The following is a 19,161-nucleotide window of genomic DNA, read 5'->3' as shown; positions in this document are numbered from 1 at the left end:
CGCTTGAGATGCACAAGAGCGGCAAGTACCGCTCGCCTAGTCTGCAGAGATGAACCCCTATGAGATCGCCGAAGAAGTCGAACAAGAGATGAGCGATGCGCTGGCAGACCTCGCGATGATTGTCCGCCTCGTGAGCAGTTCTCCGGACTTGACGGCGTCTCTCCCGCCCAAGGCGGAGAACGCGCCACTGAGGATTTGTCTGGCTCAAAGGTGGCTGGGCGGGTGGCCCCGCGCTGAGTGGCAGAGCCGACTGAGCGGCTACGACTCGCAGGCGATTCGCCGCCTGACGCAGCAATGGATAGTTACAACGTTCTCCCGTTGGGAGGAAGTCCATCGGCCTCGCCTATTCCTGGCCGGCGACGACGGGGCGTTGGATCTGTTCGGGGATCTGCGGTTGCTGCGCAACGACATCGTTCACCATGACGCGATTTCAACTGCCAAGAACGGAGCGCGTTGCAAGATCCTAAACCACTTCAAAGCCGGGGCGCTGATCTACCTCAGTCCCGAGGACTTCGTCCAAATCATGGATGAACTAGAGGAGTGGGTGAAGCGGCTCGGTGGAACATCCCACGGACGAGTTGTTCGCGACCCGGAGGGCCGCCATAGGCAGTCCTGATGGTCTCAGCGAACGTGAATGCAAATCTTGACTGGCCCTGTTGACACCAGGGACGCAACCACGCGGACCGTACGGACCACTGCCGTGGGGACAACCGCGGCAGCCGCCCATATAGGCAGCGTTCGCGACCTAAGCATCCCGGGTTGGAACATCCACTGGCATGCCTACATCTTAGCCATAGAGACCTTGCCGAGCGGCTCGACTGAGCCAGTACAAGTCAGCCTCGAATGTAGTCCAATAGTAGTCAGCGCCGCTCTCGCGCTTGACGGGACCCCGCACCAAGTCATAAAGATCAGGCACCTGAATCCCCGCATCGCCCGCTTCGTCCACGAACGACACTATCAAGGTCCTGGCTAGCCTCGACTGTCTAGCAACTAGCGCAGCATCCTGCGGGTCCGAAATCTTGTGCTCAACGATAGTGGTCAATTGCTACTCCCTTGCGAAGCGATGGAAACCGTGAGGGCTCGTACAAATATCGCCTGCACATCCTCGCGGGTCGGTGGGCTCGAAGCCGGCTCGGGAACGAACCAAGCCCAGATCATTGGGCGCCGTGAGTTGGACTGCATCAGCCCATCCCAGATCGGGGATAGGGACCGGAACTCCTCCTTGCTGTTTCCGTTCCAGAGCGACAGTGGTTGCTCGCCCGTCTTGATGGCCTTGAATTTCATACGATGGGCAACTAACCATATGCCGGGAAGGCCGTTCACTTCTTTATGACGGTCATTCAGGAACTTCTGGAGTTCTCGGTCGATGCGCGGGCGTCCGCTTATTTCGTCAGACGGGTTCCCTTGCCAAGAATCTTGAATCCATAGCAGAAATTCCTGGGCAAGCGATTGGCCTGAACCGTTGGATGGTTGACGGATATGACTTTGGCCGTCCGCCGACCTGCGCACCTTGCCATCCACGACACGCAACAATGCGTCCTTTGACCCGATCGCCGCTGAGTCCATGGCTGCCCTGATAGCGTCGGAGTCCCGGCCAACGGCATCAAGGAACTCACCGTAGTTCCTCCAAGATGCGACGCCTCGATCGTCGATCGCATCCCAAAGATGCGCCAAACGAAGCATCGTCTCATAGTCTTCATGCTCTTCATCGAACATGCTCTGAAGCACTCTGCGAAGCCAGGTCGTTACTGCATGATCGTCAACCGTGTATGACTTGTGAATCCCATCCCAATGGTTCACATAATCCAACCAGTTGAGTTCTACGTTCCTATCGGCTTCGTACCTCAAGGCCATCTCGAACGCCTGAGATAGAGCAGTGTCCGCAAGCAGTGCCTTTGAGTGAAATATCATCCACCGGTACGATTGATCCCTCTGCATTAGAAGAGATTCAACAGCCGAAATTCCGTGCTGACCAATACCTACGAGCCAACCCCTGCTCCGGCCCTTCTTGGCGCCGGCAGCGCCGCGATCCGCGTGAAGTTCTATGCTGTTGAGAAGCCTAGTGGTGTCAATTGCGTGATACTCAACTCCAGCCCGCTTAGCATCGCGGCAGATGTAGTCCAGCCGATCGACGTCGATCTCGCCGTCAATCAGGCTGTGCATTGCTGCGGACCAAGCGTTTCCCTTGCGACTGGTATAGATCTCCCAAACGAGCGTCGAAGAAAAAGAGTGAGCAATCTCCGGCGTGTTAAGGATACGCCAGACAATTTCACTTCCCGCCAATTCATGAAACTGAGCATGCCCAGGACCGACGTTGCGTTCCTGCTTCCTTAACCGCCTCAGTGTCTCTCGTCCCAGAATCGGCTCCGCGTAGGCCTCAAAGGCTGGTTCCAGAACGTGGGAAAAGGGGGGATGGCCGACGTCGTGGAGAAGTCCAACTGCTGCCACCGACACCTCAAGAATATGGGAGAACTCCTCTCGCCACGCGCGCTGTTGCTTTTCACTCGGGTTAACCGGAAACACGTCATCAAGATACGGGTCCGCTGGATAAGTGCCTGCTGCTCTTCTCCTGCTAGCCTTGAGTGTCTTCTCAACGTCTTCACGGAACAGATCCTGCATCTGGAGATGGGTTGAGTCGTTCTCTCGACCATTCTTAGAGGCGGCAGGCCAGATATTGCTCCATGCGTTGCGCCAAGCTTGCGCAGAGAACTCCATTGTCCCCAGTGCGTGCTCAAAGCGAGATCCGTTGAGGCCGGGGTATGCGGCGACTGCCCGCGAGTTCTGGCTAATGTTCCGCAATCGCTGGAGATAGGGGGAATCCACTAGGTTGGTCAGCTCACCCGGGATGTTGACATATCCGTGGACCGGGTCCCGGAGGCGTTTGGGTCTTGGATCGTCGCTCACTCTGGCCTCCCGTGAGCGGCCAGTGACTCGTTGGAATACCGCTCATCCGACGTAACCTCGAGGGAAGCCCACCAAGGCATTCGCGCGAGAGCCACGCGTTCGCGTGACCCTTCGATCTCTGCGATAATGAGGCCTTCGAGACCATCTTCGAAAACGTCGATATCCCATGTCTCGCCCTCTGATATGTAGGGATATCGTCGCTTGCGAAGAGTCAACTGCGCCTCTGCTAATAGGACGTGGCCATATTCGTTTGGCACTTGAGACTCAATTTCCAAGCGACCTAATCCATTGCCCACACGTGGTCCCTTTAACGTCAGTCGGTAAGGAACCTCGTGTGGGGCCAGGGCGGACCCCAGAGGAAGGGTTCGCCTAATCCTGAGGCTGAATCCGCCTGAGGACCACAGGTAACCCTGCTCAATATGGTAGCCCTCCAGCCCGCGAAGGATTGTGCTATCCCCAACCAAAAACTTGCGCTCCCACTCGTGGTCATCGAGTGTGTCGGCAGGATCAAGATCCATGACACCCCCCAGACAAGCGGGGCTGTCTCCAATGGGCTCGCCCCACGATGTCCCGCCGAAGCTTCAACATGGTGCGACAGTAGTGGATGCCACAGACAGCCGGCAGGAGGCTCGACAGGACTGGAGTCCATCAAGTAAGAGCGTGGCCAAGACGACGATGGCTGCTTGGGCCTCATGACCCCATTCCGAGCACGACGTGGAGGCATCTCGCGGCCCATCTCGGCCAACACGCTGAGGGTCTCGGGGGGTGTATCTCCTGACGGTGTCGGCCATCTCGTCGGCGTATCCGCGAAGAGGCCGCGCCCGTCGCCAACACGCAGTGGGGCGCCCCCAGTGGGCGAAGTGATGGGGCTCGTCGCGCTCACGCGGACCGCACGAACCGGTGGGGGCCTGGGACGGCTGCGCCAGTGGCCTTCTGTCGACGTTTGTGGATTCGTTCGTTCGTTGCGATCTGAAGGTGCTGCGCGCCTCGCCTGGTGTTTTGGTGCTCCGCCTGACGCGAGGCGCGCCGGACCAAGGCGACCTCATCGCGAGCTCGACCTACCCCGACCTGCCCCCGGACGTACCTCATAAGAGTACTGCAGTAAGGGGCGAAACCGGCGTGATCCAGTACCCCACAATGGCCGCCCGCGTGCTCAATGACCCTCTCGGGCAGCCGCTTCGGGGATTTTGCAAGCAGGGGGTCAGGGGTCAGCCTGCTGGTGCTGTCGAGACGGTTCCGCTGGACCTGGTTCCGTCACCACACAATTGCCCAGGCCTCCGCCGCCTTACGTCCCAGGTCGCTGCACCGCTCCCGTGCGGCTTGCCGGGCGGTGAGGTCGACCGCCATACCCGGGCGTGCTGCGCCACAGCGCATCACGGCCTAGCGTGGGGGTATGCGCGGAGAACTCCTCGACCGGTCCGAGCGGTCCGGCACCCCCGGTCGCTTCATGCTTCAGAACGAGCGGATGCTCAAGGTCGACCTCAGTGGGACAGGTGGCTACTTCTACGCCCGCCAGGGGTCGATGGTGGCCTACCAGGGCGACGTCGACTTCGCCTACGAGGGCAGCGGCGGCCTCGGCAAGATGTTCAAGAAGGCCCTGACCGGCGAGGGTATGGCGCTGATGAAGGTGTCCGGCAGCGGCGACGTCTTCCTCGCCCAGGAGGCCGACGAGATCTTCATCCTCGAGCTCGAGAACGAGTCCGTCACCGTCAACGGCAACGCCGTGCTCGCCTTCGAGAGCAGCCTGACGTGGGACATCAAGCGGGTCGAGGGAGCCTCCATGGCCAGCGGCGGCCTGTTCAACACGACGTTCACCGGTAGCGGCCTGATCGCGGTGGTTGCTCATGGCACTCCGGTGGTGCTGCAGGTCGACATCCCCACCTTCGTCGACATGCAGGCCGCCGTGCTGTGGTCGGCGGGCCTGCAGTCCTCGATCCGCAAGACGGCGAAGATGGGCGCGGTGATCGGCCGTGGCTCCGGCGAGGCATACCAACTCGCCCTCTCCGGTCACGGCATCGTCGTCGTCCAGGCGTCCGAGGGGCACCCGCCGCCGGCCCGAAGCTGACGTCGGGCTGTTGATCCCATCCCGTGGGACCGGCCCAGGGTGATCAGGATTCTGGGGTCGACCTACTGCCGCCTCTCCTCAGTCGGGCGACTCTCCGAGCGCCCTGTACAACGGCTCGAGGAAGGTGACGAGACCCGCGCCGCCCAGGGGCGCCCCCGGTACGGGGAGCTGGCGCAGCAACAGGTCCGTCGGCAGCTCCGGCTGCACAGGCAGCGCCGCGACGGGCGCGCCGCTCCAGAAGTCGCCATCCGCCGGCACCACGTCGGCCAGCGCCATCATCGCCCCCAGCCGCAGACCCTCGGAAGTCGGCCCCGAAGGCTCCACCGCACCAGGTGACGCCTCGCTGCCGCGCAGCTCACGATCGACGAACCGGTGGCTGAGTCGGCGCCTCGGAGTCCTCGGCCCACACGATCAGCTCCCCCCTGGGATCGCGCTCGGTCGACCACCAGCGGTGAAGGACGATCAACGCAGCTCCACTCCCAGGATCCGCCTTCCGAGTTCGCCAACGTACCCGATGATGTGCTTGGGGCGTCCCGATTCCTAGCGACGTGCGTGGGGCAGCCGCGGGACGTGCAGGTGCCTCTGGCGGCCGACCGCAGCTGCCACCCGGTGCGCGTCCTTCGTGAACGATGCCGGTGCCGTCTCGGCCGCTTCTGCCACCGCCTCGGGCAGTCGGCTGCGCAGCGACTCAACCCGGTCGAGCGCGAGCTCGGGATGCAGCTCGAGGGCGGTCGCAACATCGACCCAGTCCTCGACCGTCACGTCGCGCACCTGCCATGCCCTGCCAACCTTCATCGAGCTGCGCACGGCTTCACCCGGCTGCAGGTACGGCGCGTAGCTGGCCGCGTCGTACAGAGGCGCCAAGGCGACCCGAGGGCCTCGCAGCAGCAGGCTGTAGTTCTTCGCATGTGCGTCCGTGCCTCCAACGAGCACGTTGAACGCAAACGCGTCGAAGAACGCCGTCCGCACCGCTTCGCGGTCGGCAAGCCCCAGCGTGCCGAGCAGCGCCGCGACGTTCCTGACGCTCGGGCCTGCGTCGGCCTGGTACTTCTTCGACGACGGGTAGCTCATCGCCTGGAGTAAATCCTCCTGGTGCAGACGCAGCCACTGGCCGCCACGGTCGCGGCGCCGGTCGTAGCGAGTGGAGACCAGGGTCTTCGCGCCGCTGAAGTCGACGAGCTCGACCTGGGCGACGCGCAGCCCGAGCAGCCCTGCGGCACGCAGACACACGAACTCGTTGACGTGCAGGTCGCCGAAGCGGGTGTTCGCGCGCGTGGGCTTCAGGATGTGGGTCGTCGGAGTGGAGTCGTTCGGCACACCCCAGGCGCCGTCGTCGAGCAGGTGCAGCGCGACCTTGGTCTGAGCGCCGGCCAGGCTCCACCGGCCCGAGCGGGCCCCGACCTCCCAGCCGGCATCGCGCACGGTCAGCTCACGCAGCATGGCGCAGACTTCGGCCTCGGACAGGCGGCGCACGTCCCGGGTGCGCTGGGCTGCGTCCGGGGGGTCCACGTCGACCGGCAGCACCTGCACAGCCCCGGCGGCGTCCCGCCCGACGTGTCGCAGCAGTGCGAAGGGGTTGCGCGCCGACACCTGGAAGCGGCGACCCCATTCCTCGCGCACGGCAGCGTTGTCAGGCAGCAGACCATCCAGCCATGCCGACACGACGCGGTTGCCGTGACGCCGCCCGGACAGCGGCATGGACAGCGACAGCGGGGTCGGGCTCCGCCCGGCGGTGTACCCGACGTCGTAGGTGAAGCTCAGGGCGCCACCGGTCGCCTGCTCCACCCTGCCGGCCAGGGCGCCGTCGAGGAAGACGTTCATCTCGGTCATGACGTTTCGCCGGCGAACATGTCAGCAAAGGGGTCCTCGTTCAAGGAGCTGGGCTCGGGCGATGGCCCCAACTCGACGGCCAGGCCGAGCGCGGCGAGCACGTCGAGCACCTTGCGGAGCTCGGCGCCGGGGTTCGATCCGGTCTCGAGCCGAGACACCCACTGTCGCGGGACGCCAGCGCGGTCAGCCAGAACCTGCTGGCTCAGCCCGCCCTCGTGCCGGGCAGCGCGGACGGCGGCTCCCAGGTCGCGCACGGTGGTGAGCATGAGGCCTCCCCTGACTTCTGTCTGGAAAACGTGATGTTCGCAGTTGTCATGTTACCGTGACATACATATTTGTCAGGGTCTGTAGACAGGTTCGTGTGTCACGCTAGCCAGACAGAAACGATGGGTCGGCGTATCAGGGGTATCAACGAAGGGAGCCCACTGGAGGAGGGGCGGCGGAGGACCGCACCACCTCCGCTGAGTGGCGGCGTCCGAACCGGCTGTCAGGGCTTCCACGGGTCGAACGGTCTTCTCTTCGTCCTCGGGCTCTGTCACAGTCGGTGGGATGACCCGCAGCACCCCTGGAGCCGGCCCGGTGCCGGGTGGGGAGCCGGAAGGGGAGCCGATGGAGCTCGTCGTGCGGTGTCGGGCGAGCCCCACCGCGCAGGACGCCCGGACCCACCGGGTGACGATCCACCCGGACTGGTCGGTCACGACCCCGCACGACCTGGACGCGGAGCGGGTGGGCATGGCGCTGGGTGGTTACTGCTCCTGCGTCGAGCTGGTCGATATGACCATTCCCGCGCTGCGCAGCGTGATCGACGTGCTTACCAACCCCGTCACGGCCGAGGTCGAGCCCACCAAGGCCGGCGGGTGGACCGTGCGGCGCACGCATGCCTGCTGCCGGTCTCGGGAGTTCGCGGGCATCGTCCAGGCCGCCCGTCACCTCCGCTCGGCCACCCACCTCGTCAAGGCGGTGCGTGCGCGGCGGCGGCGCCCGCTGGACGAGGCCCAGTTCGAGGAGGTCCTGGCGGGGTTCGAGAGGATCCGGGGTTCCTTCCAGCAGGCGCCGCGCCACCGGGCGGAGGCGCTGGTGCGCGAGCCGGGGGGGCTGGACGACCTGTGGGTGTGTGGCATCGCACCGGATCAGGTGGAGCGGCTCGCGGCCGTGGCCGTGGGGGTTCGCGAGCCGCTGCCGGTGGCCTACTTCCTCGCACTGGTGTACCGGTCGGTCGACCCTGAGTGGCTCGGCGAGGCGGTCGCCCGGTGCCCCGACCCCGATATCGCCACGTGGCTCGCGTGGCAGGACGCGCCGCACGACCGCGCGCCCGCGGCGCAGTGGGGCGGGTGGCTCGCGCTCGGTGTGCCCCGCAGGGCGCTGCTGGCCCTGCTCGACGTCGCGGTGCCGGTGCAGCGGGCGTACGCCCTGGCGACGGCGCTGGCGGCGCCGGCCCCGGTGCTCGCCCGCGAGCTCGGCACGTGGGCCCTGGCCGGGTGCACCCCCACGCTCGGCCACTTCCTCGTGCTGCGCGACCACGGCATCACCGCTGCCACCCCGTCGACCCGCGCGCTCGACCTGCTGTGCGCCGAGGTGGACGCACTGCTCGCGGGTCGGCCGGCGGCGGTCGCCCGCACCGACCTGGCGGTGCTGCTCGAGGTGCTCGGCACCCGCCACGCCGTGCACGCGGTCATCCGGCGAGGAGTGCGCCAAGCCGGGCACCTGCGCGACGTCCAGGCGGTCGACCGGTGCCTGAGGGCGGCCGGCTGACGGGACAGGATGCTGCGGCGCGCTGACCGCGGCGGGGCTGTCGGTGGCGTCGGGCAGGGTGTCCGCACATCGGGTCGCGAGACCCGCACCCAAGGAAGGGGAGCCCACCGGTGGCGGTCACGAGCAGGGTCGACTACGAGCACACGCTGCAGGCGCTGGGCATCTGCGTCAGCGCACGGGTGCCGGTGCTGCTGTGGGGCAACCCCGGCGAGGGGAAGACGGCGGCGGTGGAGTCCGCGCGCTCCTTGGGGTGGCACGTCGAGACGGTGATCATCACCCATTCCGAGCCCTCCGACTTCGCGGGCCTGCCGGTTGTCGGACCCGACGGGACGGTGTCGCTGGCGCCGCCGGCGTGGGCGCGCCGGCTGGTAGCGGCGGGGCGGCCGTCGATCGCGTTCTTCGACGAGTTCTCCACGGCCTCACCGTCGCTGCAGGCGGCGGCGCTGCGGCCGCTGACCCACTACGAGGTGGGGGCGCTGCAGCTGCCCGAGACGGTCGCGTTCGTCGCGGCCGCGAACCCCTCCGACGTCGCGGCCGCCGGGTGGGAGCTCGCCGCGCCCACGACATCCCGGTTCATCCACCTCGACTGGGCGCTGCCCCTCGAGGTGTACAGCGACGGGCTGGTCAGCGGTCGGTGGCCCTCGTTGCCGGTCCACGAGGTGCCGCTGGGGTACGACCGTCGCCTCGCCGACGAGCTCGTGCTCGTCGCGGGGTTCCTCCGCGCGCGCGAGTCGCAGCTCAGTGTCATCCCCAAGGATGCCGGGGCACGGGGTCGGGCGTTCCCCACCCCCCGCACGTGGAGCTACGCGGCACGCCTCGTCGCGTTCGCCAAGTCCCTCGGGGTCTCACCGCAGGTGCACCGCCTGCTCGTCGCCGGCGCGGTCGGGGATGCCGTGGCCCACGAGTACCTCACGTGGTCGGCCGCCCAGGACCTGCCCGACCCGGAGGTGCTCCTCGGCGATGTCGAGGCCGCATCGTTCGCCGGGATGCGGGCGGACCGGGTGTTCGTCACCCTGCAGTCCGTGCACGCCGCGGTCTCGCGCGACACCACCCCCGACCGGTGGGTCGCGGCGGTGCGCCTGTGCGCACGGGCAGCACAGCAGGCCAGCCTGGACCCCGCCGTGCCGGTCGTGCGCTCACTGCTGCGGCCCGAGGTGCGACCCGAGGGAACCCCGATGCCCGCGGACATCTCCGTGTTCGCGCCGGCGCTGGCCCTCGCGGGCCTCCTGCCCACGGCGCGGTGACGGGCGACGGCGCGGTCGTGGACGACCGCAAGCTCACCGCCGCGAAGCTGTGGCTGGTCAGCCCGCCCCCCGACGGCAGCGGGCGCCGGTCGGCGGAGCGACCCCGCGACCTGCCCTACCTCTCGCACGCCCTGTACGCGCTGGTGACGGTGCCCGCCCCTGAGGTGCCGACGATGACGTGCGACGAGTGGTGGCGCGTCTACGTCAACGAGGACTGGCTGGCCGCCGCGTCCGTGCCCGACGTCGCCCGCGAGCTGGCCCACCTCGTCTGGCACCTGCTGTCCGACCACACGGGGCGAGCGCGCACCATGGGCGTCGACTCCTCGACCGCCCCGGCGTGGACCACCGCCACCGACGCCACCGTCGCGGCGACGCTCGACCCGGACGAGCTGCGCCCGAGCCGCCTGGCCCGGGCCTCGGACCTGTCGCTGCCGCCCAACCGGTCCGCGGAGGAGTACTACGCCGCGCTGTCCGGGCTGCCGACACCGGCCGACGAGACCGACGCAGCCGGGCTGGGACCGGCAGACGGGTGCGGCAGCGGCGCCGACGGCATCCGGCGCAGCCACGAGCTCGGACCCGACGAGGACCAGGCCGGCGTCGTGACCACGGCCGGCGCACGGGCGATCCGGGATGCCGTCGCGGTCGAGTTCCGCGGCCACCACACCCGGCGCGGCACCGACCCCGGGTACGCGCTGCGCTGGGTGCAGCAGATGCTCGAGCCCACCGTCGCGTGGGAACCGCTGCTCGCCGGCGCCGTACGCCGGGCCGTGGGCTGGGCCGCCGGCCGGGGCGAGTACACCTACCTGCGACCCTCGCGACGCGCGGGGTCGGTGCCGGGCGTCGTCCTGCCCGGGCAGCGCCGACCGGTGCCCGACGTCGCCGTCATCGTCGACACCTCGGCCAGTGTCGACGACCAGCTCCTCGCCCGCGCCCTGGGCGAGGTCGACGCCGTCCTCCTCGCGCTCGCCGTCCCGGGCACCGCACTCACCTTCTACAGCGTGGACGCGGCGGTGCACACCGTCCAGCAGCTGCGCAGCGCCCGCGACGCAACTCTCGCCGGCGCCGGGGGCACCGACCTACGCCACGGCTTCGCCGCCGTCGACCGCCAGCGGCCCCGGCCCGATGTCGTCGTCACCTTCACCGACGCCGACACCCCGTGGCCGGCGGCACCACCGCCCGGCGCGGCCGTCATCGCCGCCGTCCTGGGTCGCCGCCACCAGCAGCTCCCGGCCACCCCCGACTGGGCCACACGCGTCGAGTGCCGCGTCGATTCGTGACGGGATCCGTGCCCACCCTCATCGTCCAGTCGCGCGACGACCCCCTCGCCTCGTCCGGGCCCGCCGAGTCCGCGCCCGCACGCATCTCCCGGTGGCTGACGGGCGTCCATTCCGTCCCTGAACTCCGGCTACCCCCTGTGGGGGATCAGGCGCAGTCCCAGGTCCGTTCCGAGGAGGTCGGACAGGCGGCCGACCTGCTCCTCGATGACCGAGTCGGGTCGCCGTTGCTCGTCGAGCCAGGTCACCGTCAACTCGTCGCCGCGCCGGGCCCAGGTTCCGCACACCACCCCGCCGGCGATCACCGGGTTGGCCTTGCGAGTCATGAGCTCTCGTCGTGACGAGGGGGTGACGTGGGTGTCCTTGGTGCCGGGGCCGATGACCCACTGGTCGTGCCCGGGAAGGAGCCGCACCGCCCGGGACGGCTGCGCAGACTCGAGCGCGGCGACGTCGGTGCGCAGGACGTAGGCCTGCGTGCCCTCGACATCCACCGCTGCCAGCTCGTCGCCGAGCGCCGCGAACCACGAGTCGACGCGTCGCCGGCCCGCGCTGAGGCCGTCGACGAGCCAGTAGTGGAGGTGGTCACGCGTCGCCGGCCCGTACGTGCCCAGGTACGCCGTGATAGCCCGCGGGCCGGCGTCGTCGAGGTCGGGGATGCCGCGCCACCTCGGGTTGGTGTCGACGCGACGGAAGGTGCGTTGGCCGTCTCTCGGCGGGCCGAAGCTCATGTCACCCTGCCAGGTGAGTGGCTTGATCAGGGTGCTCGCGCCCTCGTCGAACACCGGTTTGAGGTGCCGGTACGCGCGGTGTCGCGACACGGCCTCGCCCAGCTCGACGAGGGTCAACGGCTGGTCGCCCAGCGCTTCGCGCACCGCAGCCCGAAAGTCCGGCCAAGCGGCGGGAGTGAGCCCGTAGTACTCCACCCAGCTCGCGCGCTCCCACTGCCGGCCCGCCGACCGCAGAGCCAGGTAGATGCCGCCCTCCTCCGGCGAGAGGTGGTGCATCGAGCCGCGAAAGGCGAACACCTCGATGACCTCTCCGTCGGCAATGGCCTTCGCGAGCTCGCCCGGACGGGACGTCGCGAGGCGGGTCCGCACAGCGAGCTCGGCGAGCGACTCATCCATGGAAAGGACCGCGCCCAGCCGGCGCACCACGTCGGCGACCGACCCCGACCCCACGGGATCCAGGAGGTGCCGTTGCAGGCGCCATGACAGCGCCTGAGGCCACGTGACCGAAGCCTCCGCCTGCGTGCTCACCCGTTCAGCCTCGCACCGACCTCGGACACCGTGCACGCACGAGGCGGGGTCAGACCCCGTCGCCCGGCCCGGCCGCGGCTCAGTCCCACCGGTAGGCGCGCCACGCCACCGCGATCGCGACGACGCCGATGCCGATCGTGACGAGCGAGTCTCGCGTCGCCCACTCGCCGGTCAGCCACGGCTCCTGGAGCGTGCGGATGACCGGGGTGAGGGGCCACCAGTCGCCCACCGTCCGCAGGCCCTCCGGGAGGACCTCGGGGGGCGGGCCGCCCCCCGAGACGAACAGTGACACGAACCAGGCGAGCAGCCCCACGGACTGGGCCGCGCGAGCGGTGGGCAGCAGCACGCCGAGGAGCAGGCCCACCGCCGTGATGGCAGCTGCGGACACGAGGTAGGCGGCCAGGAAGCGGCCGAGGTCCGACGGCGCGCTCGCCCCGGTGAAGGCCAGCGCGGCAGCGACGAGCAGACCACACCCGACCGTGGCGACCGTCATCGCGACGGCCGCCTGGGACAGCAGGACGGTCCCCTTGGGAAGCCCGGACGCCTGGAACCGGCGCAGCACGCCGCTCTCGTGGTACTCGACGAGGTGCGCCGGCAGGGCGATGAGCGCGAAGCCGGCGACGGCCATCGCCACGTAGGCGGGGGTGTACCAGTCGGGGGCGTCGAAGCCGCGGTAGACGACGAGATCGCCGGGGTCGCCACCCGCCGGCTCCCGACCGAAGACGCCGTTGAGCACGTAGAGCACCATGAGCGGCAGGGCGAGGGTGAACAGCACCGTCACCGGCTCGCGGAGGAAGAGCCGAAGCTCGGTGCGGGACAGCGCCCGGATCCGGCTCACGACCGGCCGTCCTCGACGAGCCGGAGGTAGACGTCCTCGAGGGAGGGCCGCTCGACGTCCATGTCGTCGGGTGTGATGCCCCGGTCGACGAGAGCCTTCCCCACGTGCGGCGGCACCGCCGGGATGCCGTGCACGAGCACCCGGTCGTCCACCACCTCGACCCGGTGCACGCCGGGCAGTCCCTCGAGGAAGCGGACGTCGGCCCCGCCGGCGCTGAAGGTCACCGTGACACCGTCGGAGTGGGCCGCGACGAGCTCGGCCGGTGTCCCGGTCGCGACGACCCGGCCGGCCGCGACGACGACGAGCCGGTCGCACAGCCGCTCCGCCTCGTCCATGAAGTGCGTGACGAGCGCGACCGTGGTCCCCCGGGCCCGGATGCGCTCGACGAGCTCCCACGTCGAGCGTCGTGCCGCCGGGTCGAGCCCGGTCGTCATCTCGTCGAGGAAGACGACCTCGGGGTCGTTGACGAGGGCCAGGGCGACGAGCAGCCGCTGGCGCTGCCCTCCGGACAGGCTGCCGAAGGCCGCCTTCTCCTTGGCCTCCAGCCCCCAGTCGTGCATGACCGAGCGCCACGGCGGTCCGCCGGGCTGGAAGGACGAGAACAGCGCGAGCGCCTCGCCGACCCGCAGCCGCTGCGGCAACGAGGACTCCTGGAGCTGGGCGCCGATGCGCTCTCGGAGGGCCGAGGCATGGACTGTCGGGTCGAGGCCGAGCACGTCGACGCGGCCGGCATCCGGGGCGCGAAGCCCCTGGACGCACTCGACCGACGTCGTCTTCCCGGCCCCGTTCGGCCCGAGGATCCCGAGGATCTCTCCCTCGTGGACCTCGAACGAGACGTCCGCGACCGCCTGCACGTCGCCGTAGCGCTTGGCCAGGTGCTCCACCTCGATGACGGTGCCCACCCGACCAGTCTCCCGCTGACGGGCCGCGGGGACGGACATCGGCCCATGGCCGACACCGGCCGCCGGCCGGATTCCGGCACAGCACACGATGAGACGAGGACCTGCAGATGGCCCTGGTCGACGTCCCCGGCGACGTGGTCGACGCGCTCCACCACTTCTACGCACCCCTTGACCTGCTTGCCTGCGTGCAGGAACGTGGGTCACCCGGCTCCGCTCCAACCACATCACGACGACCGACATCCCCGACCTGCCGGGAGCGCCGGGGCCGACAGTGGTCGGGATGGCACTGGGCCGGGCCCATCAGCCCGGCGTGTGCGCCGGTGTGCGGAAATCCGGTGTCTTCGACCTCCGTCCCCTCCCGAGCGCTTCGTCGCCGGCCGGGAACGGCCCACCTGGAAGGGAACTGCCATGCACGATCCCGTTTCCCCGACGCCCGTGTCGGCGCTCGACGTCAACCTCGTCGCCCTCAACCCGCAGCCGCTGCCGCCCGAGATCCGGATCAACGTCGTCGGCCTCGACCCGCAGCCCCTTCCGCCGGACGCGACCATCAGCCTGCTGGCCCCCGGCCCGCAGGCCCTTGCGCCGGACACGACGATCAACCTCGTGGCACTCAACCCGCAGCCACTCCCGCCCCGTGCGCGCATCCGTCTCATCGCCCTCGATCCTCGGCCGCTCACGGCTGGCGGCAGGATCGACTTCGTCGCGCTCAACCCGCAGCCGCTGCCGCCCGGTGAGGGCCGCCCCTCGATCGACTTCGTCGCACTGAACCCACAGCCACTCCCACCCGAGCCTCCTGTGCGCGACTGAGGCTGCTCGGCCCACAATGCTCCTTACACTCGCGGGCGCGCGGGTCTAGAGTTGACGGACGTGGCGTCGGCACCCCAGCGACTCGCTCGACCGTGTCCGTCCGCCGCGGTGCCGGGGCCGGCTCGCTCACCGGGAGGTGGGGTCGTTGGAAGAGACCGCCGTTCTCGTGTCCCTTGCGGAGTCCGGGGCTGACGACGCCCGGCTCGACACCTTGACCCGGCAGCTGCGCGACGAGGTGCGCCGGCTCGACGTCAGCGACGTCCGGGCCGTCCCCGCAGGCACCCCCGCGCCTCCGGGCAGCCGCGGCCTCGACGTGGCGGCGATCGGCCAGTTCGTCGTCGCGCTCGTGGGCACGCAGGGTCTTGCCGGTGTCGTCACGGCCATGGTGGCCTGGCTCAAGCGTGGTGACGACGCACCTCGGCAGGTCAGGCTCGAGGTGGGGGGCGACGTCCTCGAGCTGTCCGGGGCATCGAGCGAGGAGCAGGACCGGCTCGTGGCGATGTTCCTCAGCAGGCACGCCGAGAAGGACTAGGTCGTGGAGGGCCGGCGTCGGGCGCTCATCATCGCCAGCGATGAGTACGACCACCCCGGCCTGAGCCGGCTCAGGGCGCCGGCAGCGGATGCCGCGGCGCTGGCGAGCGTGCTGGGTGACCGAAACGTCGGTGGCTTCGACGTCGACGTCGTGCACAACGAGCCCGCGCACGTCGTCGGCGGGCACATCGAGGACCTGTTCGCCGAGAGCCGGTCCGACGACCTGGTCCTGCTGCACTTCTCGTGCCACGGGCTGAAGAGCGACTCGGGCGAGCTGTTCTTCGCGGCCCGCAACACCCGCCCGGACCGCCTCGCGTCCACGGCCGTCCCGGCCGACCTCGTCCAGCGGTGCATGCGCAGCTCGAGGGCGCGCAGCATCGTGCTGTTCCTCGACTGCTGCTACGGGGGGGCCTTCGGCGAGGGGGTGGCCGTGCGGGCCGCCGGGTCCGCCAACGTCCTGGAGAGCTTCCCGAGCGGCAAGCTCGGCGGCGGTCGTGGCCGGGCCGTCATCACGGCATCGAGCGCGATGGAGTACGCGTTCGAGGGGAACAGCCTCGCCGACGAGCACCAGCAGCAGCCGTCGGTGTTCACCTCCGCCGTCGTGGAAGGCCTCACGAGCGGCGAGGCCGACCGCGACGAGGACGGGCTCATCTCGCTGAACGAGCTCTACGACTACGTGTACGACCGGGTGCGGGAGCGCAACCCGAAGCAGACGCCGGGCCGCGACGTGGAGCTCGAGGGGGAGCTCTACCTGGCCCGCAGCCAGCGACGTCGGCTCCAACCACTGCCAATCCCGCCCGACGTCGCCGCCGCCCTCACGAGCGACAACGTGTTCACCCGGCTCGGCGCGGTGGCCGAGCTCCGGGCACGGACGGCATCCACGGACCTGGCTGCGGCGCTGGGCGCCCACCAGGCGCTGCTCGAGGTGTCCCGCTCGGACATCCGGTACGTGCAGGAAGCGGCGTCGGAGGCCCTCGCGGGCACCGCGGTGTCGCCGGAGCCGGCTGAGCTGCACTTCGGCACCCTCGCGACGTCGGACCTGCCCGTTGCGAGGACCATTCGCCTGGGTGGCCCGCCGCTCGCGGGTGCCGTCACGGTGTCGCAGTCCGAGGCGTGGGTCACGGCGACCGTGGAGCCACCCGAGGTGCACGTGGCCGTGGACCCGGCGGCGGCGGGCCGCCTCTCGGGGACCGTGACCCTCACGGGGCCCACCGGTCAGGCCGTCGTGCCCGTGACCGCCGAGGTCGTGGCCGCCCATCCTGTCGCGGCGCCCACACCGCCAGACGCGGGCGCACCGCCCGACGCGGGCGCACCGCCCGTCGGGGGCGCGCCGCCCGTCGCGGACGGGCCGTCCACCGCGGACGCTCCGCGTGCCGCGGATCCCCCGGCGGCTGGACCACCACCCTCCCCCGCCATGGCCCTGACGAGCGGCACAGCGCAGGACGCCGGGCCGCAGACAGCGGAGTCGGCCGACACCGGGACTGCCACGAGACCCGCCACGCCGGCAGGCGACCCGCACGGCAGGCCCGCACCGGCATCCCGGCAGTACTGGAAGCTGAGCGGCATCGCCGCCCTGGTGTCGGGCGCCCTCATGCTCCTGTCCGTGGTGTTGCCGCAGCAGTGGGACGACACCACGTGGACCAACGACCCGTACAAGGCGGCGTACCTGCTCTACCTCGGGCTCGTCCTCCTCGGCCTGGGAGGCCTGGCGCTGATCGCGCGGTGGCGGATGCAGGGGCTGGGTGCGGTCATCGGGGCATCGGCCATGGGAACCGTCGTCGTCTTCGACATGCTCAACACGCTCAACGACAACGGGACCTCGGACCTGGGCGTGGGCTTCTGGACCGCGTGCGCCGCCCCCCTCGCCCTTCTCGCCGCCGGCGCCCTCGCCGTCGTCGCGGCTCGGCGCGAGTCGGACCTCGGGTTCGGCGCCTTCCCACGCTCGGACTGGGCGCCGTGGCTCGTGCTGGCGCTCGCGCTCGCGGGGGCGTGGACGTTCGTCGACCTGGCGCGGGACACGTACTCCAGCGAGCCGGGGTGGAGCCTCCAGGGTGTCTGGGTCGCCGTCCTCGCCGTCGGCGTGCCGCTGTCGGCCGTGCTCACCCGGCCCGTCCTGCTGGGCCGGTCGATGCTCGTCGGCTGGTGTCTCGCGTGCGTTGCCCCCGTCATCGGGATCTGGCTCTTCTGGGAGAACCAGGAGTCGACGAGCCGCGGCATGTGGTTCGTACTCCTCACCCTCGCTGCGATGGCCGCCCTCGCCCCTCTCGTTCACCGTGACCGCGGTCAGGCCCCCACTCCCTGAACATCGAGCTGACCCACACGATCGTGCTCGCCCGCGACGGCCACGCCACGGCGAGGCACCTCACGTCGCTGCCTGACCCTCGGCCGGCAGGCGTCCGGGGATGCTGACCCGGGCTTCGGAGCCTGTGGACGACGTCGGAGCCGTGTCGGTGGACACTTGTACGATTGATGCATGAGGACGGGGCCAACGCTTCGGGAGCGGCGCGACCAGATGGTGGCGGCCGTCGGCGCGGTGGACGGTCTCGGGGGCGAGCTGTGGCGGGCGAGCTCGGCGGACCTGGAGGCGGTGATGGGCGAGGCTGACCGGATGGTGGCCGCGGGTGAGGCGGCGCGGGTGCTGGTGCTCGCGGAGGCGATGAGCCGGGGGGAGACCGGGGCCGGGCCGGCGGCGTTGACTCCGGTGCAGTGGGTGCGGGCGCACGCGCCGGCCACCCGCGGTGGTGGGGCGGCGCAGGTCGTCGCGGTCGCGACGGCGTTCGGCGTGCCTGGTCGGGCGGCGGTCAAGGATGCCGTGCTGTCCGGTGAGCTGCCGGTGCGCAGTGCCGCGGTGGTGCTCGCCGAGGCCGACAGGCTCGCGCCGCTGCTGGCCGAGGGGGTGGAGCCGGCGGTGGTCGACGGGCTGGTCGAGATGGCGGTCCGGCACGGGCCGCGGGGGTGCCGGATGCTGCGGCCGCGGCTGCTGGCCGAGTACGGCGGCGACGGCGAGCTGCAGCGCGACGAGGATGCCGCGAAGCGTTTCGTGTCGTTGTCCCAGCCGCGGATCGACGCGATGGGGATGGCGGAGTACCGGATGGTGCTCGACCCGGAGGGGCGGGCCGTGCTGGAGGCAGCGCTCGGGCCGTTGTCCGCGCCCCGGCCGGTCGAGGGTGAGCGCGACCTGCGCTGCAGCGACCGGCGCCGCGCGGAGGCGCTGATCACGCTGGTGCGCCGGGCGGTGGAGCGGGCCGAGGCCGGGCCCCGGCACACCAAGTGCCAGCTGTTCGTCACCGTCGGCCTGGACGCCCTGCGCGACGGGTTGCGCGGTGCCGGGGTGGCCATGGGTGGTCCCGAGGCGGGCACCCTGCTCGCGCCGCAGACGGTGCGCCGCCTGGCCTGCGACGCCACGATCATCCCGACCGTCCTGGGTGTCGCCGGGGCGGTGCTCGACCAGGGGATGGACGTGCGGCTGTTCACCGCGGCCCAGGTCAAGCGGTTGTGGCTCCGCGACCAGCACTGCACCTACCCCGGGTGCGACATGCCCGCTCACTGGACCGACGCGCACCACCTGACCCACTGGGCCGACGGCGGCCCGACCGACCTGAGCAACGCGGCGCTGCTGTGCGAACGGCACCACACCATCGTGCACACCCGCCGCTACGCCGGGGCGGTCGTCGAGGACGCCACCGGTCCCGGGTGCAGTGGGACCTCACCCTCGGCTCCTACGACCGGGCCCTCGCGACCCGGTCGGCCCGGGAACC

General features: G+C 69.8%; 15 protein-coding genes and 1 pseudogene. 9 read left to right on the top strand and 7 right to left on the bottom strand.

What is annotated here, in order from left to right:
* The first annotated feature begins 49 nt into the window (after positions 1-49).
* On the top strand, positions 50-616 hold the full coding sequence (locus ABD899_RS09110; protein WP_345204871.1) for a hypothetical protein: 567 nt from the start codon (positions 50-52) through the stop codon (positions 614-616).
* A gap of 422 nt (positions 617-1,038) precedes the next feature.
* On the opposite strand, the gene ABD899_RS09105 is transcribed toward ABD899_RS09110, so the two are convergent.
* Positions 1,039-2,715: an HD domain-containing protein gene (locus ABD899_RS09105; protein WP_345204869.1), complete on the bottom strand. Its 1,677-nt coding sequence runs from the start codon at positions 2,713-2,715 to the stop codon at positions 1,039-1,041.
* 1,582 nt (positions 2,716-4,297) lie between these two features.
* Here ABD899_RS09105 and ABD899_RS09100 point away from each other — a divergent pair.
* Positions 4,298-4,969: an AIM24 family protein gene (locus ABD899_RS09100; RefSeq protein WP_345204866.1), complete on the top strand. Its 672-nt coding sequence runs from the start codon at positions 4,298-4,300 to the stop codon at positions 4,967-4,969.
* A gap of 78 nt (positions 4,970-5,047) precedes the next feature.
* On the opposite strand, the gene ABD899_RS09095 is transcribed toward ABD899_RS09100, so the two are convergent.
* From ABD899_RS09095 to ABD899_RS09085, 3 genes are all read right to left on the bottom strand, one after another.
* The gene (locus tag ABD899_RS09095) at positions 5,048-5,248 is read right to left on the bottom strand and encodes a hypothetical protein (protein WP_345204864.1); all 201 of its coding nucleotides are present in this window, start codon (positions 5,246-5,248) and stop codon (positions 5,048-5,050) included.
* Between the two features lie 261 nt (positions 5,249-5,509).
* Entirely contained in the window at positions 5,510-6,799 is a 1,290-nt protein-coding gene (locus tag ABD899_RS09090; RefSeq protein ID WP_345204863.1) for a HipA domain-containing protein, read from the bottom strand.
* Positions 6,796-7,065, bottom strand: a complete 270-nt coding sequence (locus tag ABD899_RS09085; RefSeq protein WP_345204861.1) for a helix-turn-helix domain-containing protein — start codon at positions 7,063-7,065, stop codon at positions 6,796-6,798. Before ABD899_RS09085 ends, ABD899_RS09090 begins: the two co-directional genes overlap by 4 nt.
* A 283-nt stretch (positions 7,066-7,348) precedes the next feature.
* Here ABD899_RS09085 and ABD899_RS09080 point away from each other — a divergent pair, with 283 nt between their 5' ends.
* The 3 genes from ABD899_RS09080 (at position 7,349) to ABD899_RS09070 (ending at position 11,072) form a co-directional block, all read left to right on the top strand.
* Positions 7,349-8,551, top strand: a complete 1,203-nt coding sequence (locus tag ABD899_RS09080; protein ID WP_345204859.1) for a hypothetical protein — start codon at positions 7,349-7,351, stop codon at positions 8,549-8,551.
* Between the two features lie 110 nt (positions 8,552-8,661).
* Entirely contained in the window at positions 8,662-9,795 is a 1,134-nt protein-coding gene (locus tag ABD899_RS09075) for an AAA family ATPase (protein WP_345204856.1), read from the top strand.
* A 17-nt stretch (positions 9,796-9,812) separates the two neighbouring features.
* On the top strand, positions 9,813-11,072 hold the full coding sequence (locus ABD899_RS09070) for a vWA domain-containing protein (RefSeq protein ID WP_345204853.1): 1,260 nt from the start codon (positions 9,813-9,815) through the stop codon (positions 11,070-11,072).
* 128 nt (positions 11,073-11,200) lie between these two features.
* On the opposite strand, the gene ABD899_RS09065 is transcribed toward ABD899_RS09070, so the two are convergent.
* The 3 genes from ABD899_RS09065 to ABD899_RS09055 form a co-directional block, all read right to left on the bottom strand.
* Positions 11,201-12,325, bottom strand: coding sequence for a DNA glycosylase AlkZ-like family protein (locus ABD899_RS09065; RefSeq protein WP_345204851.1), 1,125 nt, complete (start codon positions 12,323-12,325; stop codon positions 11,201-11,203).
* 79 nt (positions 12,326-12,404) lie between these two features.
* A complete protein-coding gene (locus ABD899_RS09060; protein WP_345204849.1) occupies positions 12,405-13,163 on the bottom strand; it encodes an ABC transporter permease in 759 nt (252 codons plus the stop codon).
* Positions 13,160-14,065, bottom strand: a complete 906-nt coding sequence (locus tag ABD899_RS09055) for an ABC transporter ATP-binding protein (protein WP_345204847.1) — start codon at positions 14,063-14,065, stop codon at positions 13,160-13,162. Before ABD899_RS09055 ends, ABD899_RS09060 begins: the two co-directional genes overlap by 4 nt.
* Positions 14,066-14,473: 408 nt before the next feature.
* Between ABD899_RS09055 and ABD899_RS09050 the strand changes: the two genes are divergently transcribed.
* The 4 genes and pseudogenes from ABD899_RS09050 to ABD899_RS09035 all read left to right on the top strand — a co-directional run.
* Positions 14,474-14,872 (top strand): hypothetical protein, encoded by a 399-nt coding sequence (locus tag ABD899_RS09050; protein WP_345204845.1) that lies wholly within the window; start codon positions 14,474-14,476, stop codon positions 14,870-14,872.
* A 145-nt stretch (positions 14,873-15,017) separates the two neighbouring features.
* Positions 15,018-15,404 (top strand): hypothetical protein, encoded by a 387-nt coding sequence (locus ABD899_RS09045; RefSeq protein ID WP_345204842.1) that lies wholly within the window; start codon positions 15,018-15,020, stop codon positions 15,402-15,404.
* A 3-nt stretch (positions 15,405-15,407) separates the two neighbouring features.
* Positions 15,408-17,705 carry a caspase, EACC1-associated type gene (locus ABD899_RS09040; RefSeq protein ID WP_345204840.1) on the top strand — a complete coding sequence of 766 codons (2,298 nt, stop codon included), beginning with the start codon at positions 15,408-15,410 and terminating at the stop codon, positions 17,703-17,705.
* Positions 17,706-17,876: 171 nt separating this feature from the next.
* Positions 17,877-18,995, top strand: a pseudogene (locus ABD899_RS09035) (HNH endonuclease signature motif containing protein); the annotation flags it as partial.
* Between the last annotated feature and the right edge of the window lie 166 nt (positions 18,996-19,161).

It is taken from the genome of Fodinibacter luteus (genome assembly GCF_039541575.1).
Classification (GTDB): Bacteria; Actinomycetota; Actinomycetes; order Actinomycetales; family Dermatophilaceae; genus Fodinibacter; species Fodinibacter luteus.
Note: the sequence above shows the minus strand (reverse complement) of the source record. Positions and strands in the feature narration are given on the sequence as shown.

Coding starts and splice junctions, on each gene's coding strand:
- ABD899_RS09110 (WP_345204871.1), top strand. CDS start 50: ATGAACCCCTATGAGATCGCCGAAGAAGTCGAACAAGAGATGAGCGAT.
- ABD899_RS09105 (WP_345204869.1), bottom strand. CDS start 2,715: ATGGAGTTCTCTGCGCAAGCTTGGCGCAACGCATGGAGCAATATCTGG.
- ABD899_RS09100 (WP_345204866.1), top strand. CDS start 4,298: ATGCGCGGAGAACTCCTCGACCGGTCCGAGCGGTCCGGCACCCCCGGT.
- ABD899_RS09095 (WP_345204864.1), bottom strand. CDS start 5,248: ATGATGGCGCTGGCCGACGTGGTGCCGGCGGATGGCGACTTCTGGAGC.
- ABD899_RS09090 (WP_345204863.1), bottom strand. CDS start 6,799: ATGACCGAGATGAACGTCTTCCTCGACGGCGCCCTGGCCGGCAGGGTG.
- ABD899_RS09085 (WP_345204861.1), bottom strand. CDS start 7,065: ATGCTCACCACCGTGCGCGACCTGGGAGCCGCCGTCCGCGCTGCCCGG.
- ABD899_RS09080 (WP_345204859.1), top strand. CDS start 7,349: ATGACCCGCAGCACCCCTGGAGCCGGCCCGGTGCCGGGTGGGGAGCCG.
- ABD899_RS09050 (WP_345204845.1), top strand. CDS start 14,474: ATGCACGATCCCGTTTCCCCGACGCCCGTGTCGGCGCTCGACGTCAAC.